Genomic DNA, 17,272 nt, shown 5'->3' on the forward strand with positions numbered 1-17,272 from the left:
AAAAAAATAAGCTCAAACTGAAGATCCTTGGCATACCTCTGCTTCAAATCTTTCAGTCAATTACTGATTTCAGTAATATCACTTGGGGTTTTCATACATGACCCCATGTCATTGATTCATCCGGGGGTTTTTCGTTTATTCAGCCCCCATTTTTAGGGTGCGCACCCAATCTTTAAGACTATCATAATCGGACGAATAGCAGTATGGCTGATTTGTCTCAAGATACGATCCAATCGCTCCAAGAAAGCCGAGAGGATTTGATTATCCTAGCTGAAAGCGATCTCCCTGTATCAGGTTATGCTGATAGCCTTCTCTCTCTGATTGAAGAGGATAGGTCCGATAGCACTAACGAACCCACAGAATTGACCACAAATGAAGCAGAGCCTTCTCAAATCGATTCTAACAACGACCCAAGAAACATATTAGCCTATTAGTCTGTTAGTTCTTCTAGAAGCTCCGGGTTTTCTTCGATTAGATTCTTCAATTGGTCTAAGGCTGATTGGTCTTTCTGTGTCGTTGTTTGTTTAGCAGATTCGTAGATATCAGATTGAACCCTTCTCTGTGTCTCTTGAGCATCGAGAGCGAATATCTCCCCACAATTAGAGCAGGCTTTGTCACTTGGATCCAAGTTCTCATAACAGGTAGGGCAAATGTCGGGGGTTAGTGTCTCCGAACTAGCTTTCTCTTTGATACCGGCGGCTACTTCAGCTTTAGAGATATGATCATCGGCAGATAGGTGCGAATAAGTCGTTTCCATAACGGTACTATCCGGTGAATGACCAATTATGAATTTAATTGTAGCATCGTCTAAATCATAGTCTCTCTTTGCGATAGTCACAAATGTATGTCTAAAATTGTGTGCATTTGTGGGTTTTCGTATTCCCGCATCTTTACCTATTCTTTTCAGCCTTCGATTGATATGGGCACCTGATAGAGGTTTTCCGAATATATCTCCATATCTTGTTTCTTGAGAAGGTAAGTGCGTTATAAAGGCAGATTCAGGATCCTGTTTTGTCGGGTGTTTTTGCAACCAATCTAAGCAGGCTTTCCGGGCACCTAGCAACGGACGCTTTCGAGATTGTTTATCAGCCCCCTTCAGCCCCTCTGCTTCAGTATTCAAATAGAAAACCCCCTCTTTTGGTTTAATGTCCTTAATCCGTAGTGACTGTATGGCCCGTATCCTTTGGCCCGTATTCAATAATAATTCAAAGATAGCTCTATCTCTATCGTTCTGAATAACGTTCCGCATTTGCCTGATATCCTCTCTTGTGAATACATCATTTTCATCAACTTTGGTAGTTTGGTATTTTATTATCACTATCTTATCGGGGTCAACTGAATCAATATCGTGATATCGATAGAAGCTAATCAGGGCACATTGATACAGTTGAACCGTAGATTTAGACAGATTCTCTAGTTGAGAATCCATAAATTCGTTAATCTCCTTAGTGGTGCATTCGGTTAATTCGGGTTCCAATCGCCGAGCACATATCCTGATATGATCTCCATACGTTGCTAGAGTCTGCTTCTTCAATGTACCCCCTTCATGATCGGATATGCTAACGATATCGGGATTTTTGGCTAATATATATTCTTCAATTGCTTCTAGCTCTTTTCGAGATAGTGTCTCATTTATCAGATATTCTTTTACTATTCTTCGGACGGTCCGATCATACTCTGCCTGTGGATCGTTTCCCATGATAGCCCCGTAGTTGGTTCTACTTATTCAATGTTCAAGGTCATGTAGAGCCCATCTGTTCAATTACTTGGGGATCGGCTCGGTGGACGGCTCGGCGTTTATGAAGACCGCCCGCGAGCAGGTCGATAGCTTCGGCGTGGAGCGGCACGAGGCCTCGGTGACCGACGTCGCCGAGGGCGACGAGGGTGGATTCGTCGTCTCGACGGAGGACGGCGAACACGCCGCCGACTACGTCGTGCTCGCGACGGGCGCGAAGCGGGACCTGGCCGAGTCGCTCGGCTGTGCGTTCGACGGCGACCTCGTCGATGTCGGCGTCACGATGGAGACGAGCGTCGAGAACGCCTACGCGACCGGCGCGATGGTTCGCGCCGAGGAGTGGCAGGCGGTTATCTCGGCCGGCGACGGCGCGGCCGCTGCGTTAAACATCCTCTCAAAGGAGAAGGGCGAGCGGTACCACGACTTCGACGTGCCGGCCGACGCCCAGGCCGTCTTCGGCGGCATGAACAAGTAGCCGCCGGACCCGCTCACATGTGTTCTTCCTCAAGTACCCAGCCGAGGGCTCGTTTGTAGTGGGTGAACAGCTCCTCGACGCCGCGGTGTCGCATCTCCTCGTCTTCGAGCTGGTCGATCAGGAACTCGTACTGCTCGCGGACCTCCGCCTCGGAGCGCATACCGGGGGTACGGTCGCCATCGATGAGAGCCTTCGGGAGCGTGGCGATCCCGGGACCCGATCAAAAGACGCCGACCGCCGAGAGCCCGTAGATGATCGCGACGACGACGACGCCGATGGTCACCAGCCGCCACGCGAGCGAGAGGACGAACTTCCCGATGACGATGACGAGCGCGATGGCGACGAGCGCGATCAACAGCTGTGCGATCGGGTCCCCGCCGAGCCCCGCCTGCATCGCGTCCGGCGCGCCGAAAACGGACGGGAGGCCGAGGGGTGAATGGGTGAGCGACATGCCCAATCGAACGACGAGCGGCGGCATAAGCCTGTGGGAGGCTTCGGTTGGACGCAAACATGTTTGAATAATAGAACATACCTCGTCCCCAACCGCCGGTGATCCACGACGACGGATCGATTCTGGACGGGTCGCTCACCGGTAGTGCTCGGCACGGACACAAGAAAACCCCCCATCGGTTCCAGTGGGAGGCGGCCGTAGCCTATCGGTTTTCGGCGAGTATGATCACTTTCACTCCGGTCTAGCTATGCTTATGAAGACGCGTTCCCTTGCATACAAACGATTCGGCCGAACGGCCGTAGTGACCGATCCACAGACCTGTACGGGATCGAATAGATACACGCCTGATATGGGCCGGGAACGCAATCTACAAGGGTCCACTTCGCCAGTACACTACCAGCATCCATGAACCGATCCGAACGCCGCCGGAGCGGGGTGGCCGTCGAATGAGCAGCGACGGTCTCTCCGCTGACGAATTGGAACTGCCGATCAAACGAACCACGGGCGAGACGCTCAAAGAGCGACTCACGGGCAACGCCTACCACAACATCCTCCCTGCCCGATACTTCCGAAAGGACGCCGACGGGGAACTCACCGAGACACCCGAGGAGATCTTCGTTCGCGTCGCGCGCAACGTCGCGCTCGCTGACGCCGTCTTCGAGGCGGAGCGTCGGGATATCGAGATCACGGTCACCCCGGACCAGTTGAAGCCCGACCACCCGCGCCGCGACGAACTCGCCGCCGAGGTCTTCGGTGCGGGTACGACCGTCGATGACGACGCGGAGACGACGCTTTCGGTCTACAACGTCAACAAGTTCGCCTACGAGACCGTCGTCCCCGAACTTCCCGCCGAGATCCGTGCACACGTCGAGGAGGTCGCCGAGACGTTCCAGGAGGGAATGGAGTCGCTCTCGTTCATGCCGAACTCGCCGACGCTCATGAACGCCGGCGACGAACTCCAGCAGCTCTCAGCGTGTTTCGTCGACTCACCGGGCGACGACATTACGGACATCCATCAGACCGCAAAGGAGGCCGCCGAGGTGTTCCAGTGTCTCACCGAGGAGTCGACGGTCACCCTCGAGGAGGACGGGATCGTCAGCGTTGCCGACGTGGAGGTCGGCGATCGCATCGCACAGCGAACCGACTCGGGATTCCAGTACAAACCGGTCGAGGAGACACACGTCTACGAGGACGCCGAAACCCTTACCGTCACGCTGACGAACGGGCTGAGCGTCCGTGGGACGCCGAACCACCGGCTCATGGTCGACGGCGACTGGACCCGCCTCGATGAGATCCGTGCCGGTCAAGAGATCCACTACGCGCTGGGCTGGCTTCGAGAACTGGATCGGGAGCGCCCGGAACTGATGTCGGTAGCGAGCGGTGGCCAGTGGAGCGAAAACAGAACCGTCGAGAACGCGGAGATTCTTGAGCTGTATCGACAAGGATACAGCGATTACGAGATCGCAGAGCAGCTTGACTGCGGAAAATCCACGGTTCAGCGTCGCCGGAGCACCGAACTGGAACTCCCGCCGAACGGGGAGGGTGGACGCACCCCCGGCCCCACCTCGTTCGACGAGTCGACGGCACACGAACTGTACCGGGATGGACACACCGACGCGGAGATCGCCGCCGAACTGGGCGTCCACCAGACGACCGTCGGGCAGTTCCGTGCCCGTGAACAGCTCGTGCCGAACGGAACGCCGGTCAAATCGGTCCACCAACCGGAGCGACTGGACGAGGAGCTCGCGGAACTGGTCGGCCTCTGGGTCGGTGACGGGTCATGGCATCAGGACGGCGTTCGATTCCACGTCGGGCGGGAGAGCGTCGCCGAGTACATCGATCAGCTCGCCCGTCGGCTGTTCGGGACGAAAACGTCGAGTTCGTTTACTGATGGCTGCTACGAGATAGGGATCAACAGCCACGAGATCAAACGCTGGTGGAAAGCGAACTTCGACTGCAAGCCCGACGGAGCCCGATCGGCTCGGGTACCGGACGCGATCAAGCGCGCACCCGCGGAGGTCGTCGAAGCCTTCCTGCGCGGCTACTTCACGGCGGACGGGACGCTGCTCGATGACACGTACCCGAAGCTGTACAGCTCCTCCGAGGATGCGATCGACGACGTCGCGACGCTGATGATGGGACTCGGCTATCCGGTCAAGAAGTCGGTCATCCGCGACGAGGATGCCCATCCGTACTACGGTCTCATTCCGACGACCGGCGAGGGACGGAAGGCGTTCCTCCGCGACGTTGGATTCATCGACGAGCGTCGCGAGGTCGGGCTTTCGAACATCGACTCAGTCTCCGCGCGGGACGCATACCGTGTCGGCGAGGAGTACACCGTCAAGGTCGAGTCCGTGGTCGAATCCGAACCCACGACCGTCTACGACATCACCGTCGCGGACACCCACGAGTACGTCACCGACGGGATCGTCTCGCACAACAGCGGCGGCGGGATGGGCTATGCGTTCTGGCAGCTTCGGCCGTACGGCGACGCCGTCGGCTCCACGGGTGGGATCGCCTCCGGGCCGATCACGTTCATGCGGACGTTCGACCAGATGTGTGAGACGATCGCACAGGGCGGCGCGCGCCGCGGCGCACAGATGGGCGTCATGCGCGTCTCGCACCCGGACGTCATTCAGTTCATCCACGCGAAGAACAAGGACGTCTCGCTCGCGCACTCGCTGCGACTGAACGACCCCGACGACTTCACGCACACTTCCTTCGCGGACGCGTTGGAGGAGGCCCGCGAACTGATCGACGACGAGGGGCGCGTCCCCGAACACCTCCGAAACGCCGTCGAGGGGCATCTCTCGAATTTCAACATCAGCGTCGGCGTCACCGACGACTTCATGGAGGCGCTGTATGCCGACGAGGAGTTCGTCTTCACCAACCCGCGCACGGAGGAGCCACACATCGCGACCCCGGAGACGAAGGAGATCTACGAGATGTTCGACCTCGGCCACCACGTCGAGGTCGGCGAGGTCCTTTCGGTCCCGGCCGCCGAGCTCTGGGAGCACATCATCGACGGCGCACACGAGAACGGCGAACCCGGCGTCATCTATCTCGAACGGGTGAACAAGCAACATTCGTTCGACGTCGAGAAGCATCCGGACCACCGGATCCTCGCGACGAATCCGTGTGTGACCGGAGACACGCTGATAAGTACAGAGAACGGTCTCATCGAGGCCGAGGAACTGTATGAGCAGGGTGTTGCTCGTGACGTCGTCGTCGACGGTCGTCTCAGCGAGGAGACACTCAAGGAAGCGAGTAGCGTTTACAAGACTGGCGAAAAAGACGTTTATAAGTTGACGACAGAGGAGGGATACGAACTCCGTCTCACGGCCGACCATCGCGTCATGACCGACGACGGCTGGATTGAGGCTGGGGATCTCGACGCTGGCGACACGGTCCACATTCAGAACCGAAAGGGTTCGTTTGGACAGCACGGAACGGCCGCTGAGGGTCGTGTCCTCGGCTGGCTCGTTGGTGATGGCCACCTCAAGAACGGAGAGGAGCGTGCCGTCCTCAACTTCTACGATGAGGATGCGACCATCGCCGAGAGCCTTGCCGAAGACGTCAACGAAATCATTCGCGAACCTATTGGCAACGCGGACTATGAGGTTGGTGTCAGCGACATTTCCCGGGGTGAGAGCTACCGAGGTGCGCAGGCTATTGAGCAGCGAATTCGCTCGACTCGGCTGTATGAGTATGCCGAGGAGGCCGGGTTAGTCGATCAGAAACACCAGGTTCCAGAGGCAGTGCTACGGGGGAGCGAGGAGATGGCACGCGCGTTCCTTCAAACATTATTCACCGCCGACGGGAGCGTGCAGGGAAGCAGCAAAAACGGACGAAGCATCAGACTCGCAAGTTCGGAACTCGGTCTGCTCAAGCAGACACAGCGACTCCTACTCAATTTCGGCGTCGCGAGTCGCATCTACGAGAACCGCCGTCCCGCACGGACACGAGAACTACCGGATGGTAAGGGAGGAACGAAAGAGTACGAGACGAAGGCTCAACACGAACTAGTCATAACCAAAGACAACCAGCAGCGGTTCGCTGAGGAAGTCGGGTTCCTCCGAGAAGACAAAGCCGAACAGCTTCGAGAGAACCTCGACTCGTACACGTACAGTCCCCAGAACGAACCGTTCACCGCGACAGTCGAAGCTGTCACGCCGGACGGGTACGAAACCGTATATGATCTGACTGAGCCGGAAACCCACTCATTCGTCGCTAACGGCCTTGTAGTCCATAATTGCGGGGAACAGCCGTTGGAAGAATATGAGGCCTGCAACCTCGGGCACATCAACCTCTCGACGGTCGCGGACCTCGACGCCCCCGACTGGCGCGTCTGGTCGGCCGAACACGCCGACGAGTACGACTCCCAGGAGGCGGCCGTCGACGCGTTCCTCCAGGAGGCGATCGACTTCGAGACGCTCGATGCGCGCATCGATTACGGGACGCGCTTTTTGGAGAACGTCGTCACGATGTCGGACTTCCCGGTCGAGAAGATCGAGGAGAAGGTCCGTGACATGCGGAAGATCGGGCTCGGGATCATGGGGCTCGCCCAGCTGTATATCCAGCTCGGCGTTCGCTACGGCTCCGAAGAGGGCAACGAGATCGCCCGTCAGCTGATGACCCACATCAACCACGAGTCGAAGTGGACCTCCCACGAGCTCGCGGAAGAGCGCGGCGTCTTCAACGACTGGGCGGACTCGAAATATGCCGACCCCGTCGAGTATCGCGAGTGGTTCGAACACCACACCGGGCTCGACGCCGACGACTGGGAGGACGGCTTCCCGATCCGCAACCACAACACGACCACGATCGCGCCCACGGGGACGACGTCGATGGTCGGCAACACGACCGGCGGCTGTGAGCCCATCTACAACGTCGCGTACTACAAGAACGTCTCCGACGACGTGCAGGGCGACGAGATGCTCGTCGAGTTCGACGACTACTTCCTCCGCACGCTGGAGGCGAACGACATCGACGTCGATGAGGTGAAACGGGAAGCGCAAGAGCAGATGGCGAACAACGAGTTCGACGGTGTCGAGGGACTGTCGACGGTACCGAACGCGATCGGCGAGCTCTTCGTCGTCACCGGCGACCTGACCGGCAAGGAGCACGCGGCGGTCCAGTGTGCCTGTCAGCAGGGCGTCGACTCGGCCATCTCGAAGACGTGTAATTTCCCGAACTCCGCGTCGATCGAGGACATGGACGAGGTCTATCGGTACATCTACGACCACGGCGGGAAGGGCGTCACCGTCTACCGCGACGGCACCCGCTCGAAGCAGGTGCTCACCACCCGCGCGAAGAACACGGAGTTCGCCGACGAGTCGGAGGCGTTGGAGACGATCATCGAGGGTATCGAGGAGGTCTTCGGCGGGCTGGAATCGTTCCTCGGGAACGAGGAGGTTCGCGAGGCCCTCGATGCGGAGATCGAGGGGCTGTTGGAAGCGAGCGACGAGCCCACGTTCGAGTACACGGAGACGCGCCCGCGACCCGATTCGCTCTCGGGTGTCACCCAGCGCGTCGAGACCGGCTACGGAAAGCTCTACGTGACGGTCAACGAGGACGAGGACGGCCGGCCGTTCGAGCTGTTCGCGAACATCGGCCACTCGGGTGGTTACACCAACTCCTTCACGGAGGCGCTCGCGAAGGTTATCTCGACGGCGCTCCGCTCGGGTGTCGACCCCGAGGAGATCGTCGACGAGCTGCAGGGCACCCGCAGTCCCAAGGTCGCCTGGGATAAGGGCGAGCAGATCCAGTCGATCCCGGACGCGATCGGCACCGCGCTTCGGCGCTACCTCGACGACGAGATCGACAAGGGGATCCCCCAACAGCAGAGTCTCGATGACGTCGAGGGCGACGTTGCGGGGGCGGCGGACGCAGAGACGGCTGACGCGGCGGACGCGAGCCAGACCGATGGCGGCGCGGTCGCGGCGGATGCCGGGGGCGACGACATGACCGACGCGCTTATCGCGGCCGGCGAATCGCCTGAATGCCCCGACTGTGGCGGGATGAGCCTCTACTACTCGGAGGGCTGTAAGACGTGCGAGTCGTGCGGCTGGTCGGAGTGTTAAGCGGCTAGCCAGAGACTCCTTTTTCATTCTTGCGTGCCGGAGCGGCACTCAAATCGCCGGAGAGAGACGTCAATATTGCTGAACAGCGGATATGGATAACACCAAATTTATTTATTAGACTAGTCTAAACTACTTCAATGGACACGACGTGTGGGATGGATACCGACTCCTCCTCCCGCCGAAGCGTACTCGCGACGATCGCTGGAGCCACCACGGTGGGACTGGCCGGCTGTATTGGGGGTAACAGCGGTGACGAGGAGTTTGTCTTCGCGATCGAAGCACAGGACGACCCGGCTGACGTCGAGCGGGACTGGGAGCCGCTTGCGGAGTGGATCGAGTCCGAAACCGACGTCTCGACGGGGATCGACACCGTCTCCGATTCGAGCGCGGCCATCGGCGCGCTTGCGTCGGGACAGGCGGACGCCTCCTATTTAAGCGGCGGCCCCTCTTGGGTCGGGTGGAACGAGTATGAGTTCGAGACGATCGCGGTCGAAGCCGACGAGGACGGGCGTCCCTTTTATATCGCCGCGGGATACACCCGATCCGACACCGGAATCGAAACGATCCGCGACGCCGAGGGCGTCGACAGCGCCCACACCGGGGATCTGACGGGTGCAGGCATGCTGATTCCGACCGCCTATCTCGCCGACGAGGGGCTGGTATCGTTCGAGGACGACGATGACGTGACGGCGATCCGGGGGGCCGTTGAGGAGTACTTCGGCAACCCGGTCGTCGGTGGCGGATACATCGGAGCGCTCCAAGCGCTTTCGGAGGAACAGGCCGATATCGCGTTCGGCCGGGCCACCACGCCCGAGGAGTACTGTGGCGGCGACGACGTCGAGGAGTGGTGTCTCGACCTCGACGAATACGTGATCGTCGAGGAGTTCACCGAGGTGCCGAGCCATCCGGTACTCGCAAGCACGGAGACGAGCGAATCGGAGCGGGAGTTGCTGGAGGAGGCGTTCCTCGCGCTCAACGACGATCCGGAGGGACAGGAGATCTTGGATGATATCTTCGATGTCTACGAACTCCAAGCGGCGACCTCTGAGGAGCATCTCGGTCCGTACGGCGAACTGATCTCGAACCTGCCCGGCATCGAAGACCACCTGACCGAAGAGGGATGAGTCGAACCGAACCTCCCATCCGCTGTCAGGACCTCGCTGTCGGCTACGACGGGGAGCCGATTCTGACGGATCTGTCGTTTACCGTCGAGAGCGGCTCCACGCTGGCGCTCGTCGGCCGAAGCGGGTGTGGGAAGACGACGCTTTTGAAGACGCTCGCAGGTGCGCTAACGCCGCTTGAGGGCGACGCCGCGGTTCTCGACACCGAGCTGCCGGAAACCCCGCCGCCCGGTACGATGGGATACGTTCCCCAAAGCCTGGGCCTCGTGGGCCACGAAACGGTGCTCATGAACGTGCTTCACGGCCGACTCTCTGATCTCGGATGGATGGACAGCCTGCTCGGCCGATTTTCGGGGGACGCCAAAATCGACGCGTGTGAAGCGATCGAGCAGGTCGGTCTCGGCGGCTACGAACGGACCCGGGTGAAAGAGTTGTCGGGAGGTCAACGGCGCCGGGTCGCTATCGCCCGTGCGTTCGTTCAGGAGCCCCGCGTGTTGCTTGCCGACGAGATGCTCTCGGAGCTCGATGATGAGACCGCGCGGTCGATCGTCGACTGTCTCGCCGCACTCCAACGGGAGACTGATATGGCCGTGGTCATCGTCGAACACAACCTCGAGATCGCGAGGGAGATCGCGGATGCCGTCCTCAGGCTGGGGTCCGGAGGCATCGAGGAGCGGATGACGCCGGCGGGGACACCCACGCCGGACAGCACACTGGCCGGCGACAGGACAGATCCATGAGTGAAAGCGAACACCATGCTACCGCCGCGACGATACGTGCCACTCTCGGCACGTTCGGAAGGCCTCTGATCTTCGGGCTCGCTCTCCTGTTGGCGATCTGGAGCATCTGGGTGTTGGAGCTCCATGGAACCGACTTCTCGGGCGGCGCGGAGGGATTGAGCTTCCTCTATGGGGCGGCGATCCCACCGGAGATGAGCGTGCTCGAGGTCGGGTTGCGAGGCCTGCTCGAAACGCTGTATATCGCCTACGTCGGGACCCTGTTCGGCGTGGTGTTGAGCCTGCCGGTGAGTCTGGTGGCGAGCCGAAACCTCTTCCCGTGGTATCTCACCCTTCCGGCCCGATGGTTGCTTGCGGTTCTTCGGGTCCTCCCAAGCATCCTGTGGGCCGTCATCTTCGTCATCCTCATCGGCACGGGTCCCGCCGCGGGCGTCTTCGCCATCACGCTCTATACGATCGGCTTCGTCGGGAAACTCGAATACGAGGCCTTCGAGGGGCTCGATTCGGCACCCATCGAAGCCGTCTCCGCGCTGGGAGCGACGCGGCTGCAGGTGCTCCGATTCGTCGTGTTGCCACAGGCGATCAACTCGTTGATCAGCCAGTCGATGTTCATGTTCGAGTACAACGTGCGGCATGCCGCCGCGATCGGCATCGTCGGCGCGGGCGGCATCGGCTACTACATCATGGGCTATCTCGACTTCTTACAGTACGATAGGGTGATCGTGCTCTTGGCGATCGTCTTCCTCGCCGTGTTGATCATCGACGAGCTCAGCTACCGACTGCGTGCGTTGTTCCTCGGCGATACGAGGACGAGTCTCAGCAGCTGATGACCGTCTTAGCGGAACGGGCACCATTCCGATTTGCCTACCCGGCAGCCTCCAGTTCACACGCCCGGCCACTCGGCAAAGGTGCCCTCAGTAAGCGTTCCATCCTGTACCCCGAGATAGTCGCGCTGTGCGGCGACAACAGCCTCTTGGAGACTGTACCCCTGATCACCGTGCCGGCGGAGTCGTTCACGCTTCCAACTCGCTGGTGTTATCCGTCGATCGGCTCGACGGCGCAACGGGTACAGATACGCCGCGGCAGTATCAGCGTCGAACCACCGCCCTTCCAGCCCACGCTGGGCGTGGTCGAACAGGTCGGTGTACAGTTCCCCGATAGCTCTCGTTTCCTCGCCATCTGCGGTGATCCACTGCATATCAGCTTCAAGCCCGTCCCGCGCAGCGGCGTAGAAGTTCTCACGGGCCTGCTCCCAAGATAGGGAGATGACGGGATGATCGGTTTCGACGAGGCCTTCCATCAGTCCCCCGACTGCGGCGAGCAGTGAGAGAGAGTCCCGCAACGTCGGTTGGGCCGGCAACGGGCGAAACTCGAGGCGGGCGTTGGCAGCAGCCCGCGTGGATCCCTCGAAAACCGGGCGGACCCAGCGCCAGTAACTGCCGTGCTTGTGCCGAAGGTGGCGAAACGTATCATCGAACCGAGATCCGACCTCACGACGGGCCGGCACGATGGACGGATCCCGAGCCACCCGGTCGACCGCCTCGGCTATCGTCTCGACGTCCCGCGGGAAGCGAACTTTCGCTGCCCTGTCCGAATCGTTCATCATCGACTCGTAGACGAACACGCGGTTCTCGAGGTACCCCCGGTCGAGCACGTCCTCAACGGTGGCATCCTCGTCGTAGAGACTCGGCGGAAACAGCGGCGAGTTGGCCGCCAGCGCGACCAGTGGTCCGGCGATCCGGATCGCATACCGGAAGTACGTCGGCAGCTCCGCGGCGATAGGCATCTGATAGTGGGGCTGAATACTCGATGTCAGTGTGGCCGGCACGGTCGTTTGATACTGGGCTGTGACGTTCGGCACGTCGAGTCGACAGTCGGGCTGGTAGGTTCGTGACTGCTCCATCGCGTGGTATCTGGGCGAGTCGCTCAGATTCCTTGCCAGGCTGAACCCGTTTACACTGGTCGTGTCGGAGAAGTACTCCTCGGCGGTTTCGCCCGTGGGGGGGATAACCCAGAAGCCGTCGCTCACGAGTTTGATCGGCTCGACACGGGCAGTGGCGGCAGCCGCAGTCTGGACTGCGGATTGTAGCTCGTGTTCGATCGCGGCCAGTCCGTGGGGGCCCAACGGTTGCGGGCTGGACGTGAACTCCGCATTGTGCAACCCGAGTTCCTTCTCGAATCGAATGAGTTCCAACAGCGACCGTGGAACTCGCCGGAGTGCGCCGGACGCGTCGTCGACCGCATAAAATTCGTATTCGAGACCGATGAGTGCCTGTGTATTGTCGAACGTTCCGATCTCGAGTTCGGCTTTGAGCGTCTTTACTTCCGCTGCGACGCGATGCTCGAACTCCTCGGTATCCGTCTGCAACAGCGCAGCAATGTCCTGTTGCAGTTCATCCATACCGTTCGGTGCGGCGTCAGGATATTAAAGCCTCATTGGCCCCCGAACTGGATACCTCATGAAAAATACGCGCCCTGTATGCAGCGCGGAGTGTCTATCAGCTCTGCAGAATTTCAACAGAGCCGGGTCAGGGGTGTGCGTAGTAGGCGACGAGGTCCTCCTCGCCGGTCGGCCCGGCATCGGTGTCGCTGGGTTCGGGATCGAAGGAGTCGATCCGAACGAATCCGACGCGCTCGAACTGCACGACGTCGTCGACGTCGGCGTCGGCAACGTCGGGCTCCGCGTAGCCGCGAACGTCGCCCTCAACGGTACGCATCAGTGTCTCCAGTCCCTCCTCGGCGGGTGCCCAGTGGACGACCGGGACGTCGCCCTCACGGACCATCGAGATGTCGTCGCCGACGTACTCGAAGGCGTCCCTGATGTGTCGCACGCAGCCGAACCCCTTTAACCAGACCTGGCCGCCGCTGGCGGGCAGATCGGAACTTTCCAGTCGCACGCGACCGGCGGGAATCGTCCGAGTGCCACGCTCTTCGTGGTCGGGATGCAGCGGCGGTTGTCCGGTCTCCGGCCCGCCGACTATATCGCGGACGACGGCAGGGTCATCCGGACGGTCACGAACGAGGAAGTAGCGATTCGCGTCGTCGTCGATGAGATCGCGGTTGTTCGCGTAGATGGACGACATCGCGAGGTCGACGTCGGAGGTGGACATGCCGAGTTCGGTCATCGACTCGACGATCGCTTCACCACGAATTCCGCGGCGTTCCACGGAGGCCAACGTCGGCGCGCGCGGATCATCCCAGCCGTCCAGCTCGCCGTCGTCGATGAGCGCCTTGATCGTCGACGTGGAGAGTTTCACGTCGTACTCGTCGAGCTGGACGTGGCCCCAGTGGAGCACCTCGGGGTACTCCCAGTCGAAGTAGTCGTAGACGAACCGCTGGCGTTTCGCGGAGTCCTGCAGGTCGATGCCGCGGATGATGTGTGTGACGCCGGTGAGGTGATCGTCGATCCCGGACTGGAAATCGAGCATCGGCCAGCAGCGATACGACTCGGCTTCGGGACGTGGATGCGGCGTATCCACCATCCGGAAGGCGACCCAGTCGCGGAGCGCGGGATTCGGGTGTTCGATGTCGGTTTTCACGCGGAGGACCATCTCGCCCGCGCCGTACTCGCCTGCGACCATCGCCTCGAACTCCTCACGAACCGTCTCCGGATCCTTGTCGCGGTTCGGCGACGGCTCGCCGGCGTTTTTTAACTCGGAGAACCGCTCGCCGGAGAGATCACAGGTGTAGGCGCCGCCGAGGTCGATCAGTTCACGGGCGTGGTCGTAGTAGGTCTCCAGCCGATCGGAGGCCCGGAGGACGCGGTCGGGCTCGAAGCCGAGGAATGCGATGGCATCGAGGATGGCGTCGTAGGCGTCGAGGTCTGGCCGTTTCGTCTCCGGGTCGGTGTCGTCGAAGCGGCAGATGAACTCGCCGTCGTAGCGCTCCTTGTAGGTCCCGATCACCGCGGGCATCCGGGCGTGGCCGAGATGCCACGGGCCGTTCGGGTTCGGCGCGGCGCGCATGACGACCTCGCCCTCCTCGGCGTTCGGGAGGTCGGGCAGCACCCGGTCGTCCGCCTCCTCTTCGGCCTCGAGTTCCTCAAGCAGGTCGGGGGCGATATCGGCGAGTCGCTCGCGCCGTTCGGATTCGTCCATCCCGGCGACCTCGGCGACGACCGGGCCGAGGATTCCCGGGATCGCGTCACCGTGCGGACGAAAGTCGGGATTTTCGCCCATCAGCGGTCCCATGATGGCACCGACGTTCGGGTCGCTGCCGTGTTTTACTGCGTTAAAGAGCGCGGCCCGCTCGCCGGCGGCCTCGACGCGCTCGCGGAGTGTGTCGTCCATTACCCACGGCTTGTGTGTGTCCGGTCAAAAACGCCGCGGAAACGCGCCCGCGGGGCGGAGGGGGAACGATCGGAATTGGGTCGGGTCCGTCCCGATCGGCGGGTAGGGGCAAGACGTACGTCCGACGCCGGCCATCTTAAACCGGTACGACCGTTCACGCCGATGAGGGTCGCTCGATACCGTGAACGGTCGATCAATTTATATAGATCGAGATACGCTCGATGAGCGCGTCCGTCCACCGCGGCCGACGGACGGTTCACGAGGTTCTTTGTCGCTCGCGACGTGGATAAGGGTATGAGCGCGGAGGATCCCGAGCTGGGCGCGGAGGTCGTTCGATGGTAGAGCCGATGAATCGGGAGGAGCGCGACGCCGGCAACCGGAAGATCCAGATCGGCTTCCTCCTGTTGGTGACGGTGTCGCCGCCGCTGATGTTGCAGTTGGGGGATCCGACGTTGACACAGATAGCCGCGGCGACCGCGGTCGGCTTCGTCCTCGGACTCGTGTTTCTTCAGTATCTCCGCGGACTCGCCGGGGAGTTTTCCGCCGGGAGGGGGCGGCGGTGAGCGTCCGTCCCCACGTGGAACCAACTCACAAAGACGTGATCAACGTCTTGAGGGGTATTCGGCGGCAGAGCAGCCGTGACTTCCCCCACGATTGACATCCTCCCCGCGCTAAAGCGCGAGGATTCCTCCGTTGGGGGTTCGGCTACCGATCCACGGAGGCAACTTCCGGGTCTGTGCGCACTTCTTTGGGACTTTCGTGAGGGTCTGGTTTCCCCGACCAGTCGTGGTCGTCCCACTCGAATCGCACGGGCCGTGCCATCGGCCTGACTTCCCTATCGCTGTTTTCCTGAAGGAACGTCTCTGACGCCGTGAGGTCGTGAAGTTGTTGCTTGCTGGTGATTTTCCAGTCTGATTCCCACACTACGTCTACGACGTGGTTGGCGGCGTCGAGGAAGTGGTCGGTTGTCTGGTGGAGGAGGTCGGCGGCACTCTCGTCCATATTGAGTTTGACGGGGACGGTTCGAGTGCTTGAGTCTTCCACCATCTGCACTTCATACGTAGTGTTATGTATCTATATATTCGGATTGGCGTAGGGGAGTCAGCCTGTTATCGAACGTGGGTTGTGTCAGTGTTGTCGGCTTCCTCCCGCGTTGACGAGACCTCCGGTCTCGTCCGCACACCAGAAATCACAGATTTCTGGGGACGCCTAAAGACGCGGGTTTCCGCCTTGCATTCATTATGAAGGAACCGCGACGGAGGTCGCGGTGTAACGATGATGTTGCTACTCGTTCCCGAACATCTAGCGCATCATAGATCGAATAGGTACCCTATTAGGTACCCAACAAATGCCTCGACAGATTCACCCGCTCAATTCAGCGGTTCACACTACCGAGCCTGTTGGGATGAAAGCCCACCAAGTTACACCAGAGTCGATAGGGGGAGACCTTATTGAAATATTCACTTAGTGGTGGTTTCTGCACGTCGTGCGAGATACAAGATGAGTTGTGCATCGCTCCTGAGCGATTTCGGGCGCACATCACTAATCGCTTGAAGTGAGACAATTCAGATATGAAAACACGGGCGTGCAAGATACAGCGCGCAAATGTGGCACGAGAAACCAGCACAGCAGTCTGATAACAGCTCTACACTAAGCAGGCAAAACCTCGCGTTGATTGTTACCAAAGCGGTGGTCACTTTGGCTAGTTAGGCCGAGCTTCAGTTCTTTTTCATTTTCGATTGTTAGATTGGAGCGGTTGTCCATATCGGGTTATATCTCAAGAAGGGTCTGACTGTATCGACGCATAATCTGTAATCAGATAAAGAACGTAATATCTCTTGAATGTGGTGTATCCGATGAAAAACACTCCAAATAGAAGCGTACAGAGACTCAATAAGTGTAGTACTGGATATTGTGTTGGAAAGAGTATATAAATAACTGACAAGGTTGGAAATACCAGCAGAAGGCCTCGGCAAAAAATATACATCCCCATCAATGTCCGAGACAACCCAAGCCGAGATCGGAGAACCGTGCTTGCAATCATCCGGTAGAAGTCTAATAAGTTGTCTTCGACGAACTCTCTCTCAACTTCGTATCGGTCTTTAACTCTTTCATAGAACACATCGGTAGCCACCTCATTGAGACGATCAGGATCATTCACAACTGACTCAAAAACTTCCTTATGACCATCAACCAGGCCTTTACGTACCAGAACTGACTCTCCTACACGGGTGACAATATATATGATTATCCCGAAAAAGAACGAGATGAATAGTAGGATGATAACGGCTTCATTGAATCCGCAGAAGGCGTCGGGTTTCATTGTTTGACGGCTTGTTCGACGTTGTAGACGGCGGCGGCAAGCGTAATTTCACGGAACT

At 59.5% G+C, this 17,272-nt stretch carries 9 protein-coding genes and 4 pseudogenes; 6 read left to right on the forward strand and 7 right to left on the reverse strand.

From position 1 onward, the window contains the following. Window positions 1-430: 430 nt before the first annotated feature. Window positions 431-1,699 carry a tyrosine-type recombinase/integrase gene (locus CHB65_RS06595; protein ID WP_089384259.1) on the reverse strand — a complete coding sequence of 423 codons (1,269 nt, stop codon included), beginning with the start codon at window positions 1,697-1,699 and terminating at the stop codon, window positions 431-433. Window positions 1,700-1,745: 46 nt separating this feature from the next. Between CHB65_RS06595 and CHB65_RS06600 the strand changes: the two are divergent. After that, window positions 1,746-2,210: pseudogene (locus CHB65_RS06600) on the forward strand (FAD-dependent oxidoreductase); the annotation flags it as partial. 13 nt (window positions 2,211-2,223) lie between these two features. Here the strand turns inward: CHB65_RS06600 and CHB65_RS17335 are convergent. Together CHB65_RS17335 and CHB65_RS06605 are read right to left on the reverse strand one after the other, a co-directional pair. Beyond that, window positions 2,224-2,370, reverse strand: coding sequence for a hypothetical protein (locus tag CHB65_RS17335; RefSeq protein WP_179213597.1), 147 nt, complete (start codon window positions 2,368-2,370; stop codon window positions 2,224-2,226). 60 nt (window positions 2,371-2,430) lie between these two features. Beyond that, window positions 2,431-2,661: a hypothetical protein gene (locus tag CHB65_RS06605; protein ID WP_245809915.1), complete on the reverse strand. Its 231-nt coding sequence runs from the start codon at window positions 2,659-2,661 to the stop codon at window positions 2,431-2,433. Window positions 2,662-3,107: 446 nt separating this feature from the next. Here CHB65_RS06605 and CHB65_RS06610 point away from each other — a divergent pair. From CHB65_RS06610 to phnE, 4 genes and pseudogenes are all read left to right on the forward strand, one after another. Further along, a pseudogene (locus tag CHB65_RS06610) lies at window positions 3,108-8,543 on the forward strand (LAGLIDADG family homing endonuclease); the annotation flags it as partial. 338 nt (window positions 8,544-8,881) lie between these two features. Further along, window positions 8,882-9,868 carry a phosphate/phosphite/phosphonate ABC transporter substrate-binding protein gene (locus CHB65_RS06615; protein ID WP_089384262.1) on the forward strand — a complete coding sequence of 329 codons (987 nt, stop codon included), beginning with the start codon at window positions 8,882-8,884 and terminating at the stop codon, window positions 9,866-9,868. Then, on the forward strand, window positions 9,865-10,605 hold the full coding sequence (locus CHB65_RS06620) for a phosphonate ABC transporter ATP-binding protein (protein ID WP_089384263.1): 741 nt from the start codon (window positions 9,865-9,867) through the stop codon (window positions 10,603-10,605). The genes CHB65_RS06615 and CHB65_RS06620 overlap by 4 nt, the downstream gene beginning before the upstream one ends. Further along, the gene (gene phnE, locus CHB65_RS06625; protein ID WP_089384264.1) at window positions 10,602-11,429 is read left to right on the forward strand and encodes a phosphonate ABC transporter, permease protein PhnE; all 828 of its coding nucleotides are present in this window, start codon (window positions 10,602-10,604) and stop codon (window positions 11,427-11,429) included. The genes CHB65_RS06620 and phnE overlap by 4 nt, the downstream gene beginning before the upstream one ends. 56 nt (window positions 11,430-11,485) lie before the next feature. Here the strand turns inward: phnE and CHB65_RS06630 are convergent, their stop codons facing one another. Together CHB65_RS06630 and CHB65_RS06635 are read right to left on the reverse strand one after the other, a co-directional pair. Further along, complete coding sequence (locus CHB65_RS06630; RefSeq protein WP_089384265.1) at window positions 11,486-13,003, reverse strand: glutamate--cysteine ligase family protein; 1,518 nt, start codon at window positions 13,001-13,003, stop codon at window positions 11,486-11,488. Between the two features lie 127 nt (window positions 13,004-13,130). Further along, entirely contained in the window at window positions 13,131-14,891 is a 1,761-nt protein-coding gene (locus tag CHB65_RS06635; RefSeq protein ID WP_089384266.1) for a glutamate--tRNA ligase, read from the reverse strand. Between the two features lie 335 nt (window positions 14,892-15,226). Here CHB65_RS06635 and CHB65_RS06640 point away from each other — a divergent pair, with 335 nt between their 5' ends. Beyond that, complete coding sequence (locus CHB65_RS06640) at window positions 15,227-15,454, forward strand: hypothetical protein (protein WP_089384267.1); 228 nt, start codon at window positions 15,227-15,229, stop codon at window positions 15,452-15,454. Window positions 15,455-15,596: 142 nt separating this feature from the next. Here CHB65_RS06640 and CHB65_RS17340 read toward each other — a convergent pair. Both CHB65_RS17340 and CHB65_RS17345 read right to left on the reverse strand, forming a co-directional pair. Further along, a pseudogene (locus tag CHB65_RS17340) lies at window positions 15,597-15,770 on the reverse strand (IS200/IS605 family transposon protein TnpB); the annotation flags it as partial. Further along, window positions 15,762-15,938 (reverse strand): annotated as a pseudogene (locus CHB65_RS17345) (RNA-guided endonuclease TnpB family protein); the annotation flags it as partial. The pseudogenes CHB65_RS17340 and CHB65_RS17345, both read right to left, overlap by 9 nt. Window positions 15,939-17,272 lie beyond the last annotated feature (1,334 nt).

It is taken from the genome of Halorubrum vacuolatum (assembly GCF_900188065.1).
Lineage (GTDB): Archaea > Halobacteriota > Halobacteria > Halobacteriales > Haloferacaceae > Halorubrum > Halorubrum vacuolatum.